Origin of the sequence: Telluria antibiotica (assembly GCF_011682055.1) — a bacterium.
Lineage (GTDB): Bacteria > Pseudomonadota > Gammaproteobacteria > Burkholderiales > Burkholderiaceae_D > Telluria > Telluria antibiotica.
On sequence record NZ_JAAQOM010000002.1, the window covers coordinates 139,511 to 162,396 of the forward strand.

General features: G+C 69.0%; 22 protein-coding genes and 1 tRNA gene. 8 read left to right on the forward strand and 15 right to left on the reverse strand.

Features of this window, described 5'->3' with window-relative positions:
* Positions 1 to 15 precede the first annotated feature (15 nt).
* On the reverse strand, positions 16 to 363 hold the full coding sequence (arsC, locus tag HAV22_RS03610; RefSeq protein WP_166856614.1) for an arsenate reductase (glutaredoxin): 348 nt from the start codon (positions 361 to 363) through the stop codon (positions 16 to 18).
* 171 nt (positions 364 to 534) lie between these two features.
* Between arsC and HAV22_RS03615 the strand changes: the two genes are divergently transcribed.
* A complete protein-coding gene (locus HAV22_RS03615) occupies positions 535 to 1,167 on the forward strand; it encodes a 1-acyl-sn-glycerol-3-phosphate acyltransferase (RefSeq protein WP_166856616.1) in 633 nt (210 codons plus the stop codon).
* Here HAV22_RS03615 and HAV22_RS03620 read toward each other — a convergent pair.
* From HAV22_RS03620 to HAV22_RS03670, 11 genes are all read right to left on the reverse strand, one after another.
* Positions 1,141 to 1,734 (reverse strand): HupE/UreJ family protein, encoded by a 594-nt coding sequence (locus HAV22_RS03620; RefSeq protein ID WP_229421057.1) that lies wholly within the window; start codon positions 1,732 to 1,734, stop codon positions 1,141 to 1,143. The two genes, HAV22_RS03615 and HAV22_RS03620, sit on opposite strands and share 27 nt — an antisense overlap.
* Before the next feature lie 26 nt (positions 1,735 to 1,760).
* Positions 1,761 to 2,372, reverse strand: a complete 612-nt coding sequence (gene ureG, locus HAV22_RS03625) for an urease accessory protein UreG (RefSeq protein ID WP_166856619.1) — start codon at positions 2,370 to 2,372, stop codon at positions 1,761 to 1,763.
* Positions 2,373 to 2,386: 14 nt separating this feature from the next.
* Entirely contained in the window at positions 2,387 to 3,052 is a 666-nt protein-coding gene (locus tag HAV22_RS03630; RefSeq protein WP_166856621.1) for an urease accessory protein UreF, read from the reverse strand.
* Positions 3,049 to 3,576, reverse strand: coding sequence for an urease accessory protein UreE (ureE, locus tag HAV22_RS03635; protein WP_166856624.1), 528 nt, complete (start codon positions 3,574 to 3,576; stop codon positions 3,049 to 3,051). The genes HAV22_RS03630 and ureE overlap by 4 nt, the downstream gene beginning before the upstream one ends.
* 60 nt (positions 3,577 to 3,636) lie before the next feature.
* Complete coding sequence (gene ureC, locus HAV22_RS03640; protein WP_166856626.1) at positions 3,637 to 5,337, reverse strand: urease subunit alpha; 1,701 nt, start codon at positions 5,335 to 5,337, stop codon at positions 3,637 to 3,639.
* Positions 5,338 to 5,655 (reverse strand): urease subunit beta, encoded by a 318-nt coding sequence (locus tag HAV22_RS03645; RefSeq protein WP_166856628.1) that lies wholly within the window; start codon positions 5,653 to 5,655, stop codon positions 5,338 to 5,340.
* A complete protein-coding gene (locus tag HAV22_RS03650) occupies positions 5,652 to 6,152 on the reverse strand; it encodes a GNAT family N-acetyltransferase (RefSeq protein ID WP_166856630.1) in 501 nt (166 codons plus the stop codon). The genes HAV22_RS03645 and HAV22_RS03650 overlap by 4 nt, the downstream gene beginning before the upstream one ends.
* A 7-nt stretch (positions 6,153 to 6,159) precedes the next feature.
* Complete coding sequence (locus HAV22_RS03655; protein WP_166856632.1) at positions 6,160 to 6,462, reverse strand: urease subunit gamma; 303 nt, start codon at positions 6,460 to 6,462, stop codon at positions 6,160 to 6,162.
* A 10-nt stretch (positions 6,463 to 6,472) separates the two neighbouring features.
* Entirely contained in the window at positions 6,473 to 7,309 is an 837-nt protein-coding gene (locus HAV22_RS03660; RefSeq protein ID WP_166856634.1) for an urease accessory protein UreD, read from the reverse strand.
* A 301-nt stretch (positions 7,310 to 7,610) separates the two neighbouring features.
* Entirely contained in the window at positions 7,611 to 7,769 is a 159-nt protein-coding gene (locus tag HAV22_RS03665; RefSeq protein WP_166856636.1) for a hypothetical protein, read from the reverse strand.
* A 155-nt stretch (positions 7,770 to 7,924) separates the two neighbouring features.
* Positions 7,925 to 9,394, reverse strand: coding sequence for a GGDEF domain-containing protein (locus HAV22_RS03670; RefSeq protein WP_166856638.1), 1,470 nt, complete (start codon positions 9,392 to 9,394; stop codon positions 7,925 to 7,927).
* A gap of 147 nt (positions 9,395 to 9,541) precedes the next feature.
* On the opposite strand from HAV22_RS03670, the gene HAV22_RS03675 reads away from it, so the two are divergent.
* From HAV22_RS03675 to HAV22_RS03685, 3 genes are read left to right on the forward strand one after another with little or no spacing between them, the layout of a single operon-like run.
* Positions 9,542 to 10,519 carry an SDR family oxidoreductase gene (locus HAV22_RS03675; protein ID WP_166856640.1) on the forward strand — a complete coding sequence of 326 codons (978 nt, stop codon included), beginning with the start codon at positions 9,542 to 9,544 and terminating at the stop codon, positions 10,517 to 10,519.
* 17 nt (positions 10,520 to 10,536) lie between these two features.
* Positions 10,537 to 11,616, forward strand: coding sequence for a non-homologous end joining protein Ku (gene ku, locus HAV22_RS03680; protein WP_166856642.1), 1,080 nt, complete (start codon positions 10,537 to 10,539; stop codon positions 11,614 to 11,616).
* Positions 11,617 to 11,904 (forward strand): hypothetical protein, encoded by a 288-nt coding sequence (locus tag HAV22_RS03685; RefSeq protein WP_371869522.1) that lies wholly within the window; start codon positions 11,617 to 11,619, stop codon positions 11,902 to 11,904. It begins immediately after the preceding gene.
* 13 nt (positions 11,905 to 11,917) lie between these two features.
* On the opposite strand, the gene ligD is transcribed toward HAV22_RS03685, so the two are convergent.
* Both ligD and HAV22_RS03695 read right to left on the reverse strand, forming a co-directional pair.
* Entirely contained in the window at positions 11,918 to 14,584 is a 2,667-nt protein-coding gene (ligD, locus tag HAV22_RS03690) for a DNA ligase D (RefSeq protein ID WP_166856644.1), read from the reverse strand.
* Positions 14,585 to 14,829: 245 nt separating this feature from the next.
* On the reverse strand, positions 14,830 to 16,503 hold the full coding sequence (locus HAV22_RS03695; RefSeq protein WP_371869523.1) for a M28 family metallopeptidase: 1,674 nt from the start codon (positions 16,501 to 16,503) through the stop codon (positions 14,830 to 14,832).
* A 223-nt stretch (positions 16,504 to 16,726) separates the two neighbouring features.
* Between HAV22_RS03695 and HAV22_RS03700 the strand changes: the two genes are divergently transcribed.
* A complete protein-coding gene (locus HAV22_RS03700) occupies positions 16,727 to 17,065 on the forward strand; it encodes a hypothetical protein (protein WP_166856649.1) in 339 nt (112 codons plus the stop codon).
* A 107-nt stretch (positions 17,066 to 17,172) separates the two neighbouring features.
* A complete protein-coding gene (locus HAV22_RS03705) occupies positions 17,173 to 18,117 on the forward strand; it encodes a D-2-hydroxyacid dehydrogenase (protein WP_166856651.1) in 945 nt (314 codons plus the stop codon).
* 98 nt (positions 18,118 to 18,215) lie between these two features.
* On the opposite strand, the gene HAV22_RS03710 is transcribed toward HAV22_RS03705, so the two are convergent.
* Positions 18,216 to 22,160, reverse strand: a complete 3,945-nt coding sequence (locus HAV22_RS03710; RefSeq protein WP_166856652.1) for a sensor histidine kinase — start codon at positions 22,158 to 22,160, stop codon at positions 18,216 to 18,218.
* Positions 22,161 to 22,266: 106 nt separating this feature from the next.
* Between HAV22_RS03710 and HAV22_RS03715 the strand changes: the two genes are divergently transcribed.
* Both HAV22_RS03715 and HAV22_RS03720 read left to right on the forward strand, forming a co-directional pair.
* Positions 22,267 to 22,343 (forward strand) — tRNA-Arg (locus HAV22_RS03715).
* Positions 22,344 to 22,421: 78 nt separating this feature from the next.
* A complete protein-coding gene (locus HAV22_RS03720; RefSeq protein ID WP_166856655.1) occupies positions 22,422 to 22,883 on the forward strand; it encodes a GNAT family N-acetyltransferase in 462 nt (153 codons plus the stop codon).
* Positions 22,884 to 22,886: the final 3 nt, after the last annotated feature.

The following is a 22,886-nucleotide window of genomic DNA, read 5'->3' on the forward strand; positions in this document are numbered from 1 at the left end:
CCCTCCCGGTGTGTCTTACAGGATCTCGCGCACCAGCTCGGCGGGCCGGCACAGGCGCACGCCTTTCGGCGTCACGACGAACGGCCGGTTGATCAGGATCGGATGCGCGACCATCGCGTCCAGCAGCGCGTCGTCCGTCGTCGCCGGGTCGTCCAGTCCCAGCGCCGCGAACAGCGCTTCCTTGCTGCGCACGGCGTCGCGCACGGACAGGCCCGCGCGCGCAATGAGGTCCCGCAATTCGTCGCGCGACGGCGGCTGCGCGAGATAGTCGACGACACGCGGTTCGACGCCGGCAGCGCGGATGGTCTCCAGCGTGGTGCGCGACGTGCCGCAGCGCGTGTTGTGAAAAATCGTGATGGCCATCTTGAAAATCCTTGTTCGAGAGGCAAGGATGATACCGACGGGGCCGCAACGCTTCCAGTTTTTTCGCTTGTCCCCCTCCCGGGGGCGCTATAAAATGCCCGGTTTGCTTGCCAGGGCACAATGGAAATTACCGGGACAAGGCCTGGTCATAACGCTGTCGAGACATAGAACATGGACGAATACCTGACGCGCCCCGCGGCGCTGCCGACCTGGCGCCAGCGCATGGCGCTGCGCCTGCTGAACGCGCTCGGCTGGACCCTGCGTTTCAAACCGCTGCCCGGCCCGCACGGCATCGTCGTCGTGTATCCGCACACGTCGAACTGGGATTTCCCCATCGGCCTGCTCGCCAAATGGGCCGTCGGGCTGCATTTCCGCTGGCTCGCGAAGGATTCTCTGTTCCGCGGCCCGATGGGCGTCCTGATGCGCTACTGGGGCGGCGTCGCCGTCGACCGCAGCGCGCCGCAGGGCGCGATCGTGCGCCTCGCGCAGACGATGCGCGCGGCGCCGTGGTTCTGGCTCGCCATCACGCCGGAGGGCACGCGCAGCTACCGGCCGTACTGGAAGAGCGGCTTCTACCGCATCGCGCTGGCCGCCGACGTGCCCGTGCTGCTCGTCGCGCTGGACTACGGCAAGAAAGTCGTCGACGTCACGCGCACCCTGACGCTGACGGGCGACGAAGCGGCCGACATGGCTGCCGTCGCGCAGGCGTACGACGGGGTGCGCGCGCTGTATCCCCAGGAAGCCGCGCCGATCCGCCTGGCCGACCCGGCGCCGCCGTCAGACGAACCCCGCAAGCAGACATAAGCCCGCTGCACCGATCGCGGCGCCGGCCCAGCGCCGCACGCGCGCGCCCGGCAGCGCGCCCGCCAGCATCAGCGCGCCGCTCGCGAGCAGGAAGCCGGCGCCGCTCGCCGTCCCCGCCAGCTCGCGGCCATGCGCCAGACCGTGCAGCACGGCACAGCTTCCCACGACGACGACCGCCAGCTGCGGCGGCACGCGCCGCTGCCAGCTCGGCGCGCACGCGACGAGCCCGCCCAGCAGCAGCACGGTGGCGGCGATCGACGTCTCCAGCGCCGGCAACACGAGGCCCGCATCTGCGCACGCGGCGCCCGCCGCCATCAGCGCGAGGAACACGGCCGGCAGCACGGCGCCGTGGCGCTGCGTGCGGCTCCACAGGCCGACGGCCAGCAGGGCGAGCAGGTGATCCAGCCCGGTCAACGGATGCAGCAGGCCGGCCGCGAAGCCCGTTTCCGCATGGCCCGGATGCGCCGCGGCGGGCAGCGCGACGGCCAGGCCCGCCAGCATGATCGCCGCGGCGCCCAGCCGCGACCCGGCCGGCGCGCGGCCGCCCATATCGTCATTCCCGTTCATGATGTTCCTTTCGATGGGTGGCAATGTCATTGGTCGAGCAATCCCTGCTCGCGGATGAAGTCGACGACGTCGTCCACGCCGTCGCCCGTGCGCAGGTTCGTGAACACGAACGGCCGGCTGCCGCGCTGGCGGCGCGCGTCGGCCGCCATCACGTCCAGGTTCGCGCCCACGTGCGGCGCCAGGTCCGTCTTGTTGATGATGAGGAGGTCGGAGCGCGTGATGCCGGGGCCACCCTTGCGCGGGATCTTTTCGCCGCCCGCCACGTCGATCACGTACAGGGTGAGGTCCGACAGCTCCGGGCTGAACGTGGCGGCCAGGTTGTCGCCGCCGGACTCCACCAGCACCAGTTCCAGCGCCGGGAATTCGGCCTGCAGGCGGGCGATGGCTTCCAGGTTGATGGACGCGTCCTCGCGGATGGCCGTGTGCGGACAGCCGCCCGTCTCCACGCCCATCAGCCGCTCCGGCGGCAGCGCCTCGGCGCGCAGCAGGATCTCCATGTCTTCGCGCGTGTAGATGTCGTTGGTGATGACGGCCATGTCGTAGTGCGCGCGCATGCGCCGGCACAGCAGTTCGCACAGCGCAGTCTTGCCGGAGCCGACGGGGCCGCCGATGCCTACGCGTAGGGGATTCGATGTCATGGTGTTTGCCTCCTTCAGGAACGATACAACCGCCCATGCTGCACCTCGTGCCGCATCGACAGCATGGACAGGCCGGGGGCCCAGTTCGACAGCGCCTCGTCGGGCAAGCCGCGCGCCGTGGCGGCCGCGCGCTCGAGTTCGGGGCGAAGCGCCAGCAGCAGGCGCTGCCCCGCCACCTGCCCCAGCGGCACGGACTTCACGCACACGAGCACCTGGTTCTCGGCCCAGGCGAACAGCTGCGCGAGCAGCGCCTCCTCGTGCGGGATACCCAGCGCGCACACGGCGCACGCGTAGGCGGCCGGCAGCGGCACGTCGTCGCCCAGCGGGCCGGCGTCCGCGACGCCCAGGTCCGCGAGCAGCCGCGTGAGCGAATACCCCATCTGCACGGTCTCCGCGCGCAGCTCGGCCGTGTCGCGCGACGCGAGGTAGCACGCGCTCCAGTCGGCGACGGCGGCCATGTCGCGCGCGGCGTACGCCTGCATCAGGCGCCACAGCAGCGGGCCGTCCCAGCGGGCCTGTACTTCGTCCAGGCAGCGCTCGATCCAGGCATGGGCGCTCGCCGCATCGTGCACGCTCCCGGCCTCGATCGCGGCCTCCAGTCCTTGCGAGTAACTGTAACCACCGATCGGCAGCGCGGGGCTCGCGAACTGCAGCAGGTGCAGCAGGCTCGCCGCGTTCATGCGTCCGTTGCCAGGTCGGCCGGCCGGTGGATCTTCTGGCGCACCGGCACGGGCGCAAGCAGCCCGCCGCCGTGGCCGTGGTGGCCATCGTGGCCGTGTCCGTGGCCGGCATAGGCGCCCGGTTCCGGCTCGAACTTCGCCTGTTCCTCGTCGACCTGCGCGCCGAGGCCCAGCACCATCTCCTTCAGCACGGGATCGACGCGGATGCGCAGCCAGTGTGGCCCCACCTGCACCTGCGTGTGGCGGTTCCCGAGGTGGAAGGCGCAGCGCGCGAGCATGGTGGGCGTCTCGCAGCGCACGACGTACGTGGGTTCGAGCGCCGCGACGACGCGCACGACGCGCCCGCCCTCGCCCGTCAGCAGCTCGCCGTCGCGCAGCACGGTGCCGCGCACGAGGAACAGCGCGACCTCCTCGCCGGACGCGAGGCGCGCACGCTGGCGGCAGCGCTCGCGCTGGTCGTACGGCAGCACGAGCTCGTCGTGGACCTCGTCCGCGTGAGCGATCTTCGTATGCAATGACAGCATCTTAGCTCCGATCATCGAATTCGCCAGGGTGGACAGGTTCTCCTGTCCACCCTACCCGGTTCAAAACAAAAAATAACGTTGCGCCAGCGGCAGCACGGCAGCCGGTTCGCACACGAGCAGCCGCCCGTCCGCACGCACTTCGTACGTCTCCGGGTCGACTTCCATGTGCGGCGCCGCCCCGTTGTGGATCATGTCGCGCTTGCGCAGCCCGCGCGTCGCGCGCACGGGGATCACGGTCTTGGAAAGCCCCAGCCGCTGCGCGACACCAAGGTCGAACGCGGCCTGCGACACGAACGTGAACGACGTGCGCAGACCGCCGCCGAAGGCGCCGAACATGGGCCGGTAGTGCACGGGCTGCGGCGTCGGAATCGACGCGTTCGGGTCACCCATCAGGCTCGCCGCGATCATCCCGCCCTTCAGGATCATCGACGGCTTCACGCCGAAGAACGCGGGCCGCCACAGCACGATGTCGGCGATCTTGCCCGGCTCCAGCGAGCCGACCGCGTGCGCGATGCCGTGCGTGATGGCGGGATTGATCGTGTACTTCGCCACGTAGCGCTTAACGCGCGCGTTGTCGCTGCGGGACGTGTCGCCGTCGAGCGGGCCGCGCTGGACCTTCATCTTGTGCGCCGTCTGCCACGTGCGCGTGATCGTCTCGCCCACGCGGCCCATCGCCTGCGAGTCGGACGACATCATCGAGATGGCGCCGATATCGTGCAGGATGTCCTCGGCGGCGATGGTCTCGCGGCGGATGCGCGATTCCGCGAACGCCACGTCTTCCGCGATCGCGGGGTCGAGGTGGTGGCACACCATCAGCATGTCCAGGTGCTCGTCCAGCGTGTTCACCGTGTACGGTCGCGTGGGATTCGTCGACGACGGCAACACGTTGTCGCGGCCGACGGCGGCGATGATGTCCGGCGCGTGCCCACCGCCCGCGCCCTCCGTGTGGAACGTGTGGATCGTGCGGTCCTTGAACGCGGCCAGCGTCGACTCGAGGAAGCCAGCCTCGTTCAGCGTGTCCGAATGGAGGGCAACCTGGATGTCCATGCGCTCCGCCACGGACAGGCAGCTGTCGATGGCGGCCGGCGTGCTGCCCCAGTCCTCGTGCAGCTTCAGGCCCACGGCGCCGGCCTCGATCTGTTCTTCCAGCGGACGCGCGGCGCTCACGTTGCCCTTGCCGAAGAAGCCGAGGTTCATCGGGAACGCGTCTGCCGCCCGCAGCATCGACTCGATGTGCCAGGCGCCCGGCGTGCACGTCGTCGCCGCCGTGCCGACCGCCGGGCCCGTGCCGCCGCCCAGCATCGTCGTGATGCCGGACATCAGGGCTTCCTCGATCTGCTGCGGGCAGATGAAGTGGATGTGCGTGTCGACCCCGCCCGCCGTGACGATCATGCCCTCGCCCGCGATGATCTCCGTCGCGCCGCCGATGGCGATCGTCACGCCCGGCTGGATGTCCGGGTTGCCCGCCTTGCCGATGGCGGCGATCCGGCCTTCCTTGATGCCGATGTCGGCCTTGACGATGCCCCAGTGGTCGACGATGACGGCGTTCGTGATCACCGTGTCCATCACGTCCGCGCGCACGCGCTGCGACTGGCCCATGCCGTCGCGGATCACCTTCCCGCCGCCGAACTTCACTTCCTCGCCGTAGATGGCGTAGTCCTTCTCGATCTCGATGACGAGGTCCGTGTCGGCGAGGCGGATGCGGTCGCCCGTCGTGGGGCCGTACATGTCGGCATAGGCCTGGCGGCTGATCGTCACCATTTACGCACCTCCGTCGAGCGGACCGCCGATGCGGCCCTGGAAGCCGTGCACCACGCGGTCGCCCGCGAGGTCGACCAGTTCGACGGTGCGTCGCTGGCCCGGCTCGAAGCGCACGGCGGTGCCGGCCGCGATGTTCAGGCGCATGCCGCGCGCGAGCGCACGGTCGAACTGCAACGCGTCGTTCGCCTCGTGGAAATGGTAGTGCGAGCCGACCTGCACCGGGCGGTCGCCCGCGTTCGCGACGACGAGCGTGACCGTGCGCCGGCCCGCGTTGAGGACGACGTCGCCGTCGTCGAGGAAGTATTCGCCCGGGATCATGCGGCCTCCGGCATCGTCAGGGTTTTCGTGTACTCGGCCATCGCGCTGGCTGCATCGCCCGCGCGCGCGTAGCCGAGGTCGCGGATCAAGCCTTCCGCGCCGCTGCCGGCCAGCGCCACGAGGCGCAGTTCGCCGCGCCCCAGCGCGCGCGCCTCCGCTTCCACCGCGCGCAGCAGCACGCCGCCGATGCCGCGCCGGCGCGCGCGGCTGTGCACCATCAGCGCCCGGACGAATGCGAGATGCTGGCCATCCGGGCGCTGGCACAGGTCCAGCTGCACGGTGCCAAGCAGTGCGCCGTCGTGCGCGGCGGCCAGCAGCACGCGCGTGCCGGCGGCGATGGCCGCGCCCACGTCTTCCCAGTAGCGCTGCACGTGGCGGCCGTGGGGAATGGCGGCGGGGTCGGGCGATGCGCCGTGCGCCACGGCGTCGAGCAGCAGGTCGGCCAGCTTGACGCGCATGACGCCGCAGGCTTCGGCATCGAGAAGGAGGATTTTCATGGCGGGGTCACGGGATCGGGTTGTGAACGGTGACGAGCTTGGTGCCGTCGGGGAAAGTGGCTTCGACCTGGATTTCCGGGATCATCTCCGGCACGCCGTCCATCACGTCGGCGCGCGCGAGGATGGCCGTGCCTTCGCTCATCAGCTCCGCGACGCTGCGGCCGTCGCGCGCGCCTTCCATGATCGCGGCCGTGATCAGCGCGACGGCTTCCGGATAGTTCAGCTTGAGGCCGCGCGCGCGGCGGCGTTCGGCCAGCAGCGCGGCCGTGAAGATCAGCAGTTTGTCTTTTTCTCGTGGCGTCAGGTCCATGGTGTTCCCGTTATGTGTTCCAGATGCGCGGCAACGTCGCCGGGCGGTCGAGCAGGTGCGGACGCAGCGCCTGCCACGCGCCGGCGAGCGCGGCGCGCGCGCGTTCGCCGTCGTCGCCGAGGAAGCGGGCCACGAACACCTGCTTCACCTGGCTGACGGCCAGGTCCGGGTCGACGGCGCGCACGACGTCCTGCAGCGCGGCGGGCACGGGCTTGCCGACGGCGACCAAGGTGGCGCACACACTGCGGCCCCGCAGGCCCAGCGGGCTGGCCAGCGTGTCGGCCGTGACGGCGCCCTGCTCCCACCACACGGGTCGGCCGCCAATGCGGATGCGCGTGCGCTGCGCCACGCGTCCATGCGTGAAGCGCTCGCCGGACGCGCGCCGGCCGAAACACAGGACTTCGCTGCCGACGTAGACGGCGCCCGGCGCGAGGTCCACGTCGTGCGTCAGCGTCACGTCGGCGCCGTCGTAGAAAATCGTTTCCTGCGGCAGCCACTCGATGGCGGCGCCGGCCGCCGCAACCAGGCGCACGTCCTGGCGCGCGATGCGGCCGTTCGCGCGATACCATTTCGTGGCGCCGGGCGACGTGGCGAGCACGTGGCAGCCTTCCTGCGCGTCGAGCGCGATGTCGAGGCGGTCGCCGCCGACGATGCCGCCGGGCGGATGCACGACGATCACGTGGCAGGTGCCCGGCCCTTCCGGATACAGCGCCTTTTGCACGCGCAGCGGCCCGCGGTGCTCGCGCCGCACGAGGCGCGTGCAGGCGCCGTCGCGCGCGAAGCCCAGGTGCAGGCTCGCGTGCCAGGAGGCGGAGGAAACAGGATCGTCGGCAGTACAGTCGCGCATGCCGGATGAGTTAGCACGATGCGTGCCAGTCGCAAACGGGTGCGCGGCGGGCACCACGCCGGGGCATTCACTACCCGCCCGGCATGGCGCGCACCAGGACGGCGCCGACGGCACCGCAACGGTGCGGTCGCAACGGGATCACGGACGAGCGCGGTGCGCGCCGGAATCACGGGAGAGCGCGGTGGCGCCGCAAAGCGAATCGGAGGGGTGAAACGGACAGCCGCTCGAAAGCGGCTCGGTGAAGATGCACGCTCGGCCGGCCACGCAGCCGGTCAAGCAGGCGGAAGGCGACCGGGACCGGTCAGCGGCGGCGCAGCGGCCGGGCCACGCGGGCGGTGCGCAGGGCGCGCTCGCGGTCGGCGGCCTGCTTCGAAGCGACCAGTTCGAACGTCAGGGCCAGGGCGATGCCGGTCGGGGCGGCGGCAGCGAAACCGAGGACGACGAGGGCGACGGTTGACAACAGAATAACGATAGTGCTCGGGCGAGGCATGATATCCACCTTTTCTCTAAAACCGTGGTTCCATCCTGCCACAGCTGGGATGCGCTTGCAATCGAACGCCGTGCCGTGCGTCAACAATCCGGGTGGTTGCTGTGCTGAAAAAGAGACGGCCGTGCTCACTGCATCGCCAGCTCGACGCAATTGCGACCGGCCCGCTTGGCGCGCGCGAGCGCGGCCTCCGCGCGTTGCGTCAGCGAATCGCCGCTCTCCTGCTCGCCCAGCTGGGCGACGCCAAGGCTCACCGTCACGTGGTCGCAACCCGGGATCTCCGCCTGTTCGATCGCCACGCGCACCTTTTCCGCCATCCGCAAGCCATCGATGGCACTCGTGTGCGGTGCAATGATGTGGAATTCCTCGCCGCCCGAGCGCACGAGCACGTCGCTGGCGCGCAGCACGGCGCGCGCCGTGTCGGCCACGGTGCGCAGCGCCACGTCGCCGACCGGATACCCGTACGTGTCGTTGACCGCTTTGAAACGGTCGATATCGAACGCGAGCAGCGCGAGCGGCACGCGGTAGCGGCGGGCGCGCTTGATTTCCTTGTCCAGCAATTCCTCGCCGTGGCGGCGGTTCGCCACGCCCGTCAACGCGTCCATCGTCGAGATGTACGTCAGGCGCACGAGCAGGTGTTCGTTTTCCTGGCCGATCGCGGCGAGCCGCAGGCCGAAGGCAGCCAGCCGGGCCACGTCGGCCAGGGTGTTCCACTCGTCGAGCGAGAACGCGTGCGGCGCCTCGAACAGCAGCGACAATGCGCCGCGCGGCGCGCCGGGGCCGTCGGCCGGAATCGGCAGGCCGAGTGCCATCGCGGCGCCGTGCGCGCGCAAGCCGTCGGCCAGCGCCGGCTCACCCGGCTGCTCCGGTGCCTCGATCAGGGCGGCGGTTCCGCTAGCGGCGGCCAGCAAGCCGGGGAACGCGTGACGCAGCGGCGCCTGCAGCAACCGGTCCGTGCGTTGCAGTAGCGCGCCCAGCAGCAGGCCGTCCGGGCCCTGTTGCGCGACCAGTAGCAGGTCGCTGCCTTCCCTCAGCAGGAACACGCCCGCATGCAGCACGCCGGGCCACGCACACAGCGCGGCGCACAGGCTTTCCGCCAACGTGTGCGCATCCTCCGCGTCGTCCAGCGCGGCCTGCACGCGGGCGCGCAGGCCGAGCAGCGCACGCAACCCGGCCGCATCGCTCGCCGGGGCGGCCGGCTGCGCAAGAGATGTCTCGACCGTCGCGCGCAGCGCCGTCCCGTTCAGCGGCGTGATGGCATAGCGCAGCGGCCCGAACGCCATCAGGGCGGGCAGCCACGCGGCGCCCGCGAAGGGACACAGCAGCAGCACAGGTGCCCCGGCGCGGCGGGCGACGAGGTCGCCCAGCGCATCGAGGTCGATGCTCGGCTCGAAACGGTCGAGGTCGATGATGAGCAGGTCGGGCTGTGCGCGCGCCATCAGGCTGGCGGCCACGTCCGCGCTGTCGGCCAGGTGCAGGCGCGCGAACAGGGGCCCGCACGCGTCCGAAAAATCCGCGCGCCGCTGCGCCATCGGACTCAGATAGATGCCCGTGCGCCCTGCTTCCTGCTCCGCTGCCTGTTCCGTCTGCTGCGCCATCGTCACCTCGAGAATACTTTGTTACGCCAACAAGTTTGCCACAAAGCCACCAGCATAAGCCAGCAAATGCGCGCAATGTGTGGGACCGCACCGTCAGCGGCGTCTTCACGCGGGAATACTGGCGGGATCATGCACAAGGAGGGCACCATGGCAACACAGGACGATGCGGCGAACAAGCAGAAGGCGATCCAGAACCGCCAGGACCAGCACGACGCGAGCATGCAGAAGGGTGGCCAGGGCAGCGGCGGCAGCGGCGCGGCACAGACGGGCGTCCAGCAGCCGAGCGGCGACTTTCCCGCGCAGCACCTGGCGAAACCGGGCCTGGAAGCCCAGATGGAGCTCAAGCCCAGGTTCATGGCCGAGCAGTACAAGGGCAGCGGCAAGCTGGCGGGCCAGGTCGCCATCGTGACGGGTGGCGATTCCGGCATCGGGCGCGCCGTCGCGATCCTGTTCGCGCGCGAAGGCGCCGACGTCGCGATCCTGTACCTGAACGAGCACGAGGACGCGGCCGAGACCCAGCGCTACATCGAGGCCGAGGGCCAGAAATGCATCACCATCGCCGGCGACGTGAAGGACATGGAATTCTGCCAGCAGGCCGTCGACCAGGTCGTCGCGAAATGGGGCCGGCTCGATGTGCTGGTGAATAACGCCGCGTTCCAGGAACACGCGGAGTCTCTGCTCGACCTCACGGAAGACCGCTTCGACGAGACGATGCGCACGAATATCTACGGCTACTTCCACATGGCGAAGGCCTGCCTGCCCTACATGAAGCGCGGGGCGGCCATCATCAACACCGGTTCCGTGACGGGCCTGAAGGGCTCGAAGAAACTGCTCGACTATTCGACGACGAAGGGCGCCATCCACGCCTTCACGATGTCGCTGGCGGCGAACCTGCTGGACCAGGGCATCCGCGTCAACGCCGTCGCGCCGGGCCCCGTGTGGACGCCGCTGAACCCGGCCGACCAGTCGCCGGAAGAGATCACGAAATTCGGCCAGAGCACGACGTTCGGCCGGCCCGCGCAGCCGGAAGAGATGTCGCCGGCGTATGTGTACCTCGCATCGAACGTCTGTTCCGGCTACGTGACGGGCGTCGTGCTGCCGATCACGGGATCGGTGGGCGAATAAACCAAGGGAGAGCTCCAATGGCACGCAGCATGTGGAAGGGTGCGATCAGCTTCGGGCTGGTGCACATCCCGGTCGAGATGTATCCGGCGGCGAGCGACCAGGGGCTCGACCTGACGATGCTCGACCGGCGCGACTTCGCGCCGATCGGCTTCAAGCGCTACAACAAGGCGACGGGCAAGGAAGTGTCCTGGGACGACATCGTCAAGGGCTACGAATACCGCGACGGCGAATACGTCGTGCTGACCGACGAGGATCTGCGCCGCGCGAACCCGGAAGCGACGCAGACCATCGACATCATCGCGTTCGTGAACGCCGAGCAGGTCCCGCTGGTCTACTACGAACAGCCCTACTATCTTGCGCCCGGCAAGGGCGGCGACAAGGTGTACGCGCTGCTGCGCGAGACCTTGCGCGAGGTCGGCAAGATCGGCATCGCGAACGTCGTCATCCGCGTCAAGCAGCACCTGGCCGCCCTCGTCTGCGTGGGCGACACGATCGTGCTGAACACCTTGCGCTATCCGGACGAGATCCGCCCCGTCGACGAACTCAAGATCCCGGCGGCGGACTCGAAGGCCGCGCAGGTCACGGACAAGGAATTGCAGATGGCGAAAGCGCTCGTGGAAGGCATGAGCGAGAAATGGAAGCCGGAGCAGTACCACGACACGTATCGCGAGGACGTGCTCGCGCTGATCAAGAAGAAGGTCGCCGCGAACCAGACCAAGACCCTCACGGAACCGGAGCCGGAGGAAGAGAAGCCGGCCAAGACGAACGTCATCGATCTCGTGTCTCTGCTGCAGGCAAGCCTGGGCAAGAAGCCCGCCGCGAAGGCCGACGCGGACGACGACGACGAACCGCCACCGGGCGCATCGAAGAAGCCCGCGCGCCATGCGGACGACGACAGCGACGACACCCCGCCGCCGCGCGCACGCAAGGCGCCCGCGCACGCGGCCACGCACGCGAGCGCGAAGCGCACGACGGCCGCGAAGTCGACGAGCGCAAAGACGGCGACGAAGACGGCGGCCAAGCGCGCGACGGCGACGAAGGCGGCCGCCAAGCCGGCCGCGAAAGCGGCACCGGCGCGGCGCAGGAAGGCCGCCTGAGTGGATCTCGACACGCTGCTCGACCTGCTGCAATGGCCGGCGATGGCCGTGACCCTCGTGGCCGCGTTCCTCGTCGGCGCCCGCCACGCGAAGAAGCGCGTGGTCGGCTTCTGGACCTTCATCGCCAGCAACGGGCTGTGGATCGTGTGGGGCGTGCACGACGGCGCGTGGGCGCTGATCGCGCTGCAGGCGGGCCTCGCGGCGATGAACGTGCGCGCCATCTTCCGCAACGAGCGGGGTGACCCGGCGCCGGACGACACCGTCGGCCACGGACAGGAGTCGACGTGAGCGGCTGGGTTGCTCACCTGTCCTCGGGCTTGTACCCCAGCGCCTTCATCGCCTTCGTGAGCGTGGTGGCGCTCTTGTCGTAATCGGCCCACGGCGCGTTGCCTTCGTCGAGGCGCGTGTGCACGGTCTTGACGGTCCAGTGGCTGCCCGACTTCAGCTTCGGCAGCTCTGCCCAGCGCACGGGCACGGAGATGCCGAGGCCGGGGCGCACGCGGGCCGACCATGCGGCGACGGTCGTCGCGCCGCGGCCGTTGCGCAGGTAGTCGATGAAGATGCGGCCCACGCGGTTCTTCGCGCCGCTCTTGGCGGAAAAGCGCTCCGGGAACGTCTTCGACAGGTGGCTCACGATGGCGCGCGAAAAATCCTTCACCGTGTCCCAGTCGAGCTTCGGCTTCAGCGGCACGATGACGTGCAGCCCCTTGCCGCCGCTCGTCTTGAGGAACGGATTCAGGCCCAGTTCCTGCAGGAAGACGCGCATGATCTCGGCGGCCTCCTGCACCTGCGGCCATTCGATGCCCTCGCCCGGGTCGAGGTCGAACACCATGCGGTCCGGCGTATCGTAGTGCTTCGCGGTCGCGTTCTGGCTGTGGATCTCGACGACGTTCCACTGCGCGCTCGACAGCAGCCCCTCGACCGTCGCGATCTGCGTCATGCGCGGATGCTCCGGATCGAGCGCCTGGTCCATCTGCGCGACGCCGGGCATTTTCGCCGTGTCGACGACGTGCTTCTGGAAGAACAGTTCGCCGCCCACGCCCTCGGGCGCGCGCACGAGCGAGACGGGGCGGCCCTTCAGGTGTTCCATCATCAGTTCGCCGACGAGCGCGTAGTAGCGCACCATCTCGACTTTCGTGACGCCGCTTTCCGCGTCCACCACGCGCTCGCCGTGCGTGACCTTGAACGTGGCGGGCAGCTTGCCGGGCAGCGTGGACTCCGCCGGTGGCGCGGTCCTGGCCGCCGCACGCCTCGCGGCCGGCCTCTTCGCAGGCTTCGCGGCGGGCTGCGCATCGTCATCGGCCGCCGCGGGCTGCATGTGTTTCGGCAGTTCGCGTACGACGCTCTTCGCCGGCTTGTCCTTGCGCAGGCCCTGGAATACGGGATGGCGGATCGAATCCGTCGCCGTCCATTCCGAGAAGCTGACTTCCGCCACGAGGACGGGCTTTACCCAATGGTTCGTGCGGCCCGGCACGGCGCGCGGCGGGAACGGGTTCTTGTCCGTTTCGATCTCCTCGAGCACCTCGCGCACGTGGCGCAGCGACGCGCCGTTGAAGCCGCTGCCGCAGTTGCCCGCGTAGCGTAGCACGCCGTCCTTGTCGTGGTAGCCCAGCAGCAGCGAGCCGATACCCGTGCGCGAGCCCTGCGGATCGGTGTAGCCGCCGATGACGAATTCCTGGCGCAGGCCGCATTTCAGCTTGATCCATTCGGGCGAGCGGCGCGTCACGTAGCGCGAATCGCGGCGCTTGCCGATCACGCCTTCGAGCCCGATCTGGCAGGCGGCGGCGACCAGTTGTGCCGGGTCCGTCCCGAACTCCGCGGAGAAGCGCACGATCTCGGACGGTCGCGCATCCAGCACGTCCTGCAGCAGCGCGCGGCGTAGGTCGAGGCGCACGTCGCGCAGGTCGTAGCCCTTGTAGTACGGCGCGTCGAACACGAAGTAGACGATCTTCGCCGTGTTGGAGCCGTCGAACGCGAGCTGCAGCAGATTGAAATTCGGCTTGCCGTTCTCGTCGTGCACGACGATCTCGCCGTCGTACCAGCCGTCCGGCAGCTTCATGCGGCGGATTTCCTGCTGCAGCGGGCCCAGCTTGTCCGTCCAGTCGTTGCCGTTGCGGGTGATGAGGCGGATGTCCTTGCCCGCGACGCGCGCAAGCATGCGGTAGCCGTCGAACTTGATCTCGTAGATGTAGTTTTCCGGGTCGGCCGGCGGCCCGTCGACGAGGGTCGCCAGTTCCGGCGTCAACGTAGCCGGCAGGTCGGCCTTGACGGCACCCTCCGGCATGGCGCCGCGCTTCGGCTTCGCGGCCGCCGTCTTTGTCGCCGTTTTTGCCGCGGCTTTGCGCGCGGGCTTGGCCGCCGCGCCGTCGCGTTCGGCCTTCAATGCCGCCACTTTCGCGGCGGCGCCCCGCTCGGGCATCGGCAAGTCCTTCACGCTGCCGGGAAATTCGTCGACGACGGAGAATTCGGTTGCGGGCTTCGCGTACTCGTCGTTTTCCTTGATGAGGAGCCAGGGTTCCTGCTTGTCCTCGTCGTGGCCGCGCAGGCGCACGAGGACCCAGCGTCCATGCATCTTGTGGCCGTGCATCTCGAACTTGATCTCGCCCTTTTTATAGCCCTGGCGAGGATCGCCGACGGGTTCCCACGTGCCCTTGTCCCAGATGATGACCTTGCCGGCGCCATACTGGTGCGGCGGGATCGTGCCTTCGAAATCGGAGTACGAGATGGGGTGGTCTTCCACGTGCACGGCCATGCGGCGGTCGTGGGTGTCGTAGCTGGGGCCTTTCGGCACGGCCCAGCTCTTCATGACACCGTCCAGTTCCAGACGGAAATCGTAGTGCAGGCGGGTGGCCCAGTGCTTCTGGATCACGAACGTCAGCGCATCCTGGCTCGCTTCGCCGCCCTCTTCGGGCTCGGCCGTGATCTGGAAGTCGCGCTTGGCCTTGTACAGCTTCAACGGGTCCGGCATGGCATCACCTCCGCATCGATTTGCCTCAGTGTAGGCAAGCGGTGCGGGCGCGACTGTTCGCCAGCTAACCGTGGTAGCGCGGGCGGTGCGAACGGTTCGCGTGGGCACGGGGTGCCCACCCTACGGCTGCGGCCGGCGATGCGTTTGGTGGGCACGGGTTGGATGCCCCCGGCATCCGACACCCCACCCAACGGGTCGATTCGCGTAGGGTGGGCTCCCCGAGCCCACCATGCGCCGAGTACCGGTTACTTGCGCTCGGCCGCGGTCGCGTCACGCGCGGCGCGGAACTCGGAATCCTTCGCCCAGTTCGGCCACACCGACGAATCGGCGAGGTCGCGGCCCAACGCGTACAGGATGCCGAGGTCATGCGCCATGCCCGTGAACGGCCACGACGCGCTCCACTCGTCGGCCGGCTGGTGGTAGGCGTTGTTCACGTATTGTTCCTCGTTGGCCTTGCCGGCCGCGACGCCGCCCTGCACCCAGTCCTGGCCCGACTCGAACGACACCGCCGGCACCCCGTGCTTGGCGAACGAGAAGTGGTCGGAACGGAAGAAGTGGCCCGCTTCCGGTTTCGGATCGGGCGAGAAGCGCAGGCCGCCCTGCTTCGCCTTCGCGACCAGCTCGTCCAGCAGGTCGAGCTTGGCGCTGCCGGAGATCGAGAAATCGCGCGCCGGGCCGTACGGACTCAGTGCGTCCATATTGATGACGCCGACCGTCTTCGCCAGCGGGTACACCGGATTGTTCGCGTAGTATTCGGAACCCAGCAGGCCCTTCTCTTCCGCCGTCACGGCGAGGAAGACGACGCTGCGCTTGGGCGCCGGCGCCTTCGCGAAGGCGCGGCCCAGTTCCAGCAGCGCGGCGATGCCCGTGCCGTTGTCGATGGCGCCGTTGTAGATCTTGTCGCCCTTCGCGTCCGGCTCGCCGACGCCGAGATGGTCCCAGTGGCCGCTGTAGATCACCACCTGGTCCGGATGCGCGCTGCCCGGGCGGATCGCGAGCACGTTCTTCGACGTGATGACCTTGGCGTCGACGCCGTAGTGCGCCGACATCGTCACGCCCTTCAGCTCGACGGGCTTGAACGCGCGCGTCTGCGCCTGCTTCTTGAGCTTGTCGAAGTCGAGGCCCGCGTGCTTGAACAGGTCGACGGCGACGTCGTGCTGGATCCACGCTTCGACCGGCGCATGCGATTCCAGCGGATTCTTGCGCACGATGTCGTATTGCACGTTCGTGTTCGAGTTCTTCACCGTGGCCCAGCCGTACGAGGCCGGTGCCGTCTCGTGGACGATCAGGGTGCCCACCGCGCCGCGGCGTGCCATTTCCTCGTATTTATAGGTCCAGCGGCCATAGTAGGTCATGGCCTTGCCGCCGAAGTCGCCCTTGCCCGTCTCGAAGTCCGGGTCGTTGATCAGCACGACGGCCAGCTTGCCCTTCAGGTCCTGGCCCTTGAAATCGTCCCACTTGCGTTCCGGCGCCGTGACGCCGTAGCCGACGAACACGAGCGGCGCATTCTTGAAGTCGACCGCCTTCGCGCCCGTCATGGCGGCGCGGATCGCGATCTCGTTGCCTTGCGTGAACTTCTTCGTCGTGCCGCCCTCGGACACCGTCACGTCGACCGGGCCCTGGATCTCGAAGCGGCCCAGCGGCACGTCCTGCGTCCAGCCGCGCTTGCCGTCGACGAGGTCGCCGCCCGGCTGCAGGCCCGCGAGCTTGAACTGCTCGATCAGGTAGTTCACGGTCTTCGTTTCGCCGGGCGTGTTCGGGCCGCGGCCTTCGAACTCGTCGGACGACAGGACCTTGACGTCCTGCGACAGGCGCTGCGTATCGATGTGGACGGAGTCTGCGGCCTGCGCGGCCAGCGCCGCGGTGGCGAGTGCGATGGCGGTCAGGGTGGTACGGAGGGTGGAGGTTGATGTTCTCACGGGCGATCTCGGTAGTGTCGATGTGGGAGTCTCCGGCCGGGTAGGCCGGGAGTGCCGCAAGAGTATCGTTCGAATAATTTCCAGTGTCAAACACCGCACGGTCGCGTATGCACTTTGTAACGGGATGTAAAGAGTCGTCAACCGGACGCGCGGCGGCGGCGTTTCTGGCCCAGTAGCACGGGAATCGTCCCGTCTCTCAACGACACCTGAAGGAAACACCGCCATGAGCAAAATCGTCGCTACCCTGATCGCAGGCCTGTTCGCCACCGCGGCGTTCGCGCAGACGGCAACCACCCCGGCGGCGACGCCGGCCGCCAAAGCCGAGATGAAGGCGGACAAGAAAGCCGCGAAGGCCGAAGCCAAGGAAGAAAAGGCCGACGTGAAGGCCGACGCGAAGCTGGAGAAGAAAGCCGCGGAAGCGAATGCCGACGTCGCCGTCGCCAAGGCCGACGCCACGAAGAAGAAAGCCAAAGCACACAAGAAAGCCGCCAAAGCCAAGGCGGAAGCCGCGGCCGAGAAGGCCGAGGCACACGCAGACCAGAAGGCCGACGCCGCCAAATAAGGCGACGGGCACCGGCTCAAGCCCCTCCATCCTCGAAAGACAGGGTCCGCCCTGTCTTTTTTTCGTCCGCGCTCTACAATGGCAGTCCTTCTTTGCCTGGGACAGCCATGCACAACATTGTCTTCCTTGACCGCGACAGCCTGATCGCTAACGTCCGCACGCCCGCGTTCGCGCACACGTGGACCGACCACGGGGCCACGCAGCCGGACGAGGTCGTCGAACGCCTGCGCGGCGCGACCATCGCCATCACGAACAAGGTACCGCTGCGCGCGGACGCCATCGCGCAGTTGCCCGACCTGAAGATGGTCGCCGTCGCCGCCACCGGGACGGACAACGTCGACCTCGCCGCGTGCCGCGCGCGCGGCATCGTCGTCGCCAACATCCGTGATTACTCGCTCGTCTCCGTGCCCGAGCACTGCTTCGCGCTGATGCTCGCCGTGCGCCGCAACCTGCGCGCCTACGTCGCCGACGTCGAAGCGGGCCGCTGGGAGCGGTCGACGCGGTTCTGCCTGCTCGACCATCCGATCGGCGACCTGGCCGGCGGCCGCCTCGGCATCGTCGGCTACGGCGCGCTGGGCCGCCGCGTCGCGCAGATCGGGCGCGCGTTCGGGATGGACGTCGCCGTCACGTCGCGCTCGCCCGTCGCGGACACGGACGTCACCGCGCTGCCGCTGGCCGAACTGCTGGCCACGTCGGACGTCGTGAGCCTGCACCTGCCGCTCACGGACGCGACGCGCCACATGATCAGCGCGCGCGAGCTGGCGACGATGAAGCGGAGCGCCATCCTGATCAACACGGCGCGCGGCGGCCTCGTCGACGAAGCGGCGCTCGCGCAAGCGCTCACGGACGGCACCATCGCGGGCGCCGGGTTCGACGTGCTGAGCAAGGAGCCGCCCGTCGCCGACAATCCGCTGCTGCAACTGCGGCTGCCGAACTTCGTGCTGACGCCGCACGTGGCGTGGGCCAGCGGCGGCGCGATGCAGACGCTGGCCGATATGCTGGTCGACAATCTCGAGGCGTGGGTGGCCGGGAAGCCGGTCAACGTCGTGTGATCGGCGTACATTGGTGGGCACGGGGTGCCCACCCTACGGCATCCGACACGCGGCCGCCGTTGTAGGGCGGGCTCCCCGAGCCCACCAGACACCGACCATCACGCGTCGCCTTGTACGGGCGACGGCACCGCCTCGCTTGCGGCCCGCAGCGGCAGCTCGAGGACGAACACCGTACCCGCGTCCGGCCTGCTCTCGACGCGGATGGTCCCCTGCAGCACGGTCGTCACGAGGTTGTACGCGATGTTCATCCCGAGTCCCGTGCCGCCCTGCCCCATGCGGGTCGTGAAGAACGGGTCGAACACGCGCGACAGATGTTCCGGCGCGATGCCGCGGCCGTCGTCGGAAAACTCGATGCGCACGCGGCCGCCGTCCAGCGGCGTCGCGGCCAGCACCATGTGGCCGCCCGGTGCGTCGAACGCGTGCAGCAGCGCGTTGTTGATGAAGTTGATGACGACCTGGCCGAACGGCCCCGGATAGCTGTCCATCGCGATCCCCGGCAGCACGCGCAGTTCGAGCGTGTGGCCGGCGCGGCGCACCTGGTTCATCATCGTGGCGGCGATCTCGTGGCAGGCCTGGCCCAGGTCGAAGCGGCGCCGCTGCGTGCTGGCCTGGTCGACGGACACCTGCTTGAAACTGTTCACGAGGTCCGCCGCCGCGTTCAGGCTGCGCACGATGAGGCTCCCCGCCTCGCGCGCGGCCGCGATCCACGTCTCCAGGTCCGATTTCTTCAGCGCGTTGTGCGCGAAACGGTCGGCCAGCGCGTCCGTCTTTTCCTGCAGCGTGCTGGCCATCAGGAGGCTGTTGCCGATCGGGGTGTTCAGTTCATGTGCAACGCCGGCGACGAGGGCCCCGAGCGACGCCAGCTTTTCGCGCGCCGCCAGCTGCGCCTGCGTTTCCTTCAGCTGGCGGTAGGCGTCCGCATTGTCCAGTGCCACGCCCACGTACGATGCGAGGGTGCTGAGCATGTCGAGCTGCACGTTGTGGTACGCGCCCGGCCGCCCGCTCTGCACCGTGATCACGCCCAGCACGCGGCTGCCGACGAGGATCGGCACGAACAGCAGCGAACGCGGTGGCGGCAGCGCGCCCGCGTCGGGGTCGGCGAGGTCCGTGCCGAGCACGTCGCGCACGAGGCCCGCGAACCGGGCGTAGTCGCGCGCCAGGTCGCCGATCAGGATTTCCTCGCCCGTCGCCAGGCAGTACGCGCCCAGGCCGCGCACGCGCGCGGGGAACAGCCCCGCCTCGGGTACGCGGCTGCCGTCCGCGACGACGTACGGATACGCGAGCGTACCGTCCGCGTGCGCGAGCCCGATCGCGAACAGCGGCGCGTCCATCAGCTGGCGCACCTGGCCGAACACGTTCGCCATGATCGCCTCGCCGTCCAGGTTCGCCGTCAGCTCGCGGCCGATGTCGGACAACAGCGCGATGTTGCGGCGCGCCTGCTCCACGGCTTCCTTCTGCGCCTCGGCCTCCTGCTTGCGGCGCTCCGCCTGCTCCTTCTGCAGCACGAGTTCCGCCGTGCGTGCGCCCACCTGGTATTCGAGGCGCGCCGTCTGCTGCACGAGCACGCGCACGCGCAGCCGGTACAGCGCGACCGCGGTCGCCGCCAGCACGCTCGCCACCGCCAGGCGGAACCACCACGTCATCCAGAACGGCGGCGTGATCGAGATGCCGAGCGTCACCGGCTTCTCGCTCCACACGCCGTCCTTGTTGGCGGCCCGCACCTCGAACACATAGTCGCCCGGGTCGAGGTTCGTGTACGTGGCGAAGCGCTTGCCGGCATCCGTCTCGGTCCAGTCCTGGTCGAAGCCGCGCAGGCGGTAGGCGTAGCGGTTCGCCTGCGGGTCGGCGTAATGCAGCGCGGCGAATTCCAAAGTGAATACGGAGTCGCGGTGGGAGAGGCGCAGGTCGTGCAGACGCTCGATGGCGGCGGGCAGCGCGCGCGGCCGGTTGAACACGAGGAAGTCGGTGATGGCGACGGCAGGCGGGAACGGGTTGTCGTGGATGTCCTCGGGCTGGAACGACGTCATGCCGCTGACGCCGCCGAAATGCAGTTCGCCGTCGGCGCCGCGCGCGGCCGAGCCGACGAAGTACGAACCGTCCGTGAGGCCGTCCTTCGCGGTGTAGTTCTTGTAGCGGCCCGTGTCCGGGTCGACGCGGGTCAGGCCGACCGTCGTGCTGACCCAGATCTGCCCGTTGCCGTCTTCGAGGATGCCGCCGATCGGCACCTGGTCGCGCGCGGCCGTCACGGGAAACGGGCGGAAGGTGATGTGGCCGCCGGCGCCCCGCTCCACGCGGTGCAGGCCACCGGCCGTACCGACCCACAGGTCACCGCGCGCCGATTCGTACAGGTAGTACACGCGGTTGTGGCCCAGGCTCGACGGGTCGGCCGGGTCGTGGCGGTAATGCGTGAAGATGCCGGTCGCGCGGTCGTAGCGGTCGAGGCCATTCTCCGTGCCGATCCAGATGGCACCCGCGCGGTCCTCGAGGACGGCGAAGCCGTAATTCTCGCCGAGGCTGCCCGGCACGGCCGAGTCGTGGCGCCAGCTGCGCAGCGTCTGGCCGTCCGGCGCCAGCATGAACAAGCCGCCGCGGGTGACGATCCACAGCGCCCCGGCGTGGTCGAGCATCAGGTCCTGGACCCAGTTGGCGCCGGCCTCGCGCCCCAGCGGCACCTGCGTGAAGCGGCCCGTCGCCGGGTCGCGCCACGACAGGCCGCTCGGGGAACCTACCCACAAGCGGCCACGCCCCGGCAGCACGCGGTTCACCATGTCGTCCGGCAAGCTCGCGGGATTCGCAGGATCGTGGCGCAGGACGTCGACGTGGCCGCTGTTGGGGTCGAGATGCACGATGCCGCCACCGGTCGTGCCGAGCCACAGCCGCCCGTCGGCGCCGATGGCGATCGTGCGGATCTTGCGCGCGCTGCGCGGGTCGGCCGCTTCGCCCGGCAGCATGGAGAAGCGGGCAAAGCCGCCGCTCGCCAGGTCGGCGCGGTTGACGCCGCCGAACATCGTGCCGGCCCACAGCGTTCCCGTGCGGTCGACCCACACCGACGTGACCTGGCTGTCGGACAGCGAGTGGCGGTCGAGCGGCTGGCTGGCATAGCCGACGAAGCGGCCGCTGGCCGGGTCGCGCCATTTGAGGCCGTCGAGTTCCGTGCCCACCCACAGGTTGCTGCCCTGGTCGTGATACAAGGTGCGCACCCGGCCGTCGCCCATGCCTTCGTCGACGCCGACGTGGTGGCGCTGCGGCGGACCGTCGCCGATGCGCCACGCTTCCAGGCCGGCATCGGTGCCGATCCACAAGGTGTCGCGCGGTCCCATCGACAGCGCACCCACCGCATTGCGCTTGCCGTTGCCGGCCTCGATGTCGACATGCTCGAAGCGCATGCCGCCCGCCGGCAAGTGGTCGAGGCCCACGCCGCTGCCGACCCACAGCCCGCCGCGCGGATCGAGGGCGAGCGCCGTGACGCGGTCGTCGCGCAGGCTGCCGGGGTCCCGGCTGTCATGGCGCAGCTTGCGCAATTCGCCCGTCGCCGGATCGACGTGCACGATGCCGTCGCTCGTGCCGACCCAGAGGCCGCGGCCGCCGTCGCCGACGATCGCCGTGACGGCGCTCGTGCGCGTATCGCGCGCGCCACCGGCCTGCAGCGGCTGGCGGATGAAGGTGCGGGTGGTGGCGTCGAAGTGCGCGAGGCCGCCGCGCGTGCCGAACCACAAGCGACCCTGGCCATCCTCGTATGCGGCGCGGACGTAGTTGTCGGCCAGGCTGGCCGGGTCGTTGGGATCGCTGCGGAACACCTGGATGCGATAGCCGTCAAAGCGGTTCAGGCCGGCCTGCGTGCCGAACCACATGAAGCCGTCGCGGTCCTGCAGTATGGCGAGGACGGACTCCTGCGACAACCCTTCCTCGAGCCCGATGCGTTCGAAGCGGAGGCTGCGCGGCGCGGCCGCCAGCGCCGCCGAGCACAGGCACGCCAGCAACAGGCAACAGGCCACGCGCAATAGGGCCGGCAGGCGGGGCGCTCGCTCACGGGACGCCATCATTTCGGGTTTCCAGGACACAGGTCTTAATCTACCAGAATGTCCGAAAATGTTGAGAAAAATTAAGACTTCCTCATTCGGCATGCCGCTGCTATAATGCGTGCATCGGGCGGCTGTAGCTCAGCTGGATAGAGTACTTGGCTACGAACCAAGGGGTCGTGGGTTCGATTCCTGCCAGCCGCACCAAGTTTTTCGAAAGGCCAGATCGCGAGATCTGGCCTTTTTCATTGCCGCTCCGGTTACTCATCCGCCACACCCGCCGCCATGCCGAGCCAACTCATCATCCGCTCCCTCACCCCCGCCGACCACGACCAGTGGCGCCCGCTGTGGGACGGTTATAACGCCTTTTACGAGCGCAGCGGCCCGACGGCCCTCCCGGAAGCCATCACACAAGCGACGTGGCAGCGATTCTTCGATCCGGCCGAGCCCGTCCACGCGCTCGTGGCCGAGGAAGACGGCCGCATCGTCGGCCTCGCGCACTATCTGTTCCATCGCAGCACGACTCGGCTGCACGACGTCTGCTACCTGCAAGACCTGTTCACCGTACCGGCGCTGCGCGGGCGCGGCGTCGGGCGGCAACTGATCGAAGGCGTGTACGCGGCGGCGCGCGCCGCCGGCAGTTCGCGCGTGTACTGGCAGACGCACACCACCAACGCGGCCGGGCGGGCGCTGTACGACAAGGTTGCCCGGCACCTGGGCTTCATCGTCTACACGCACGAGCTGTGAACG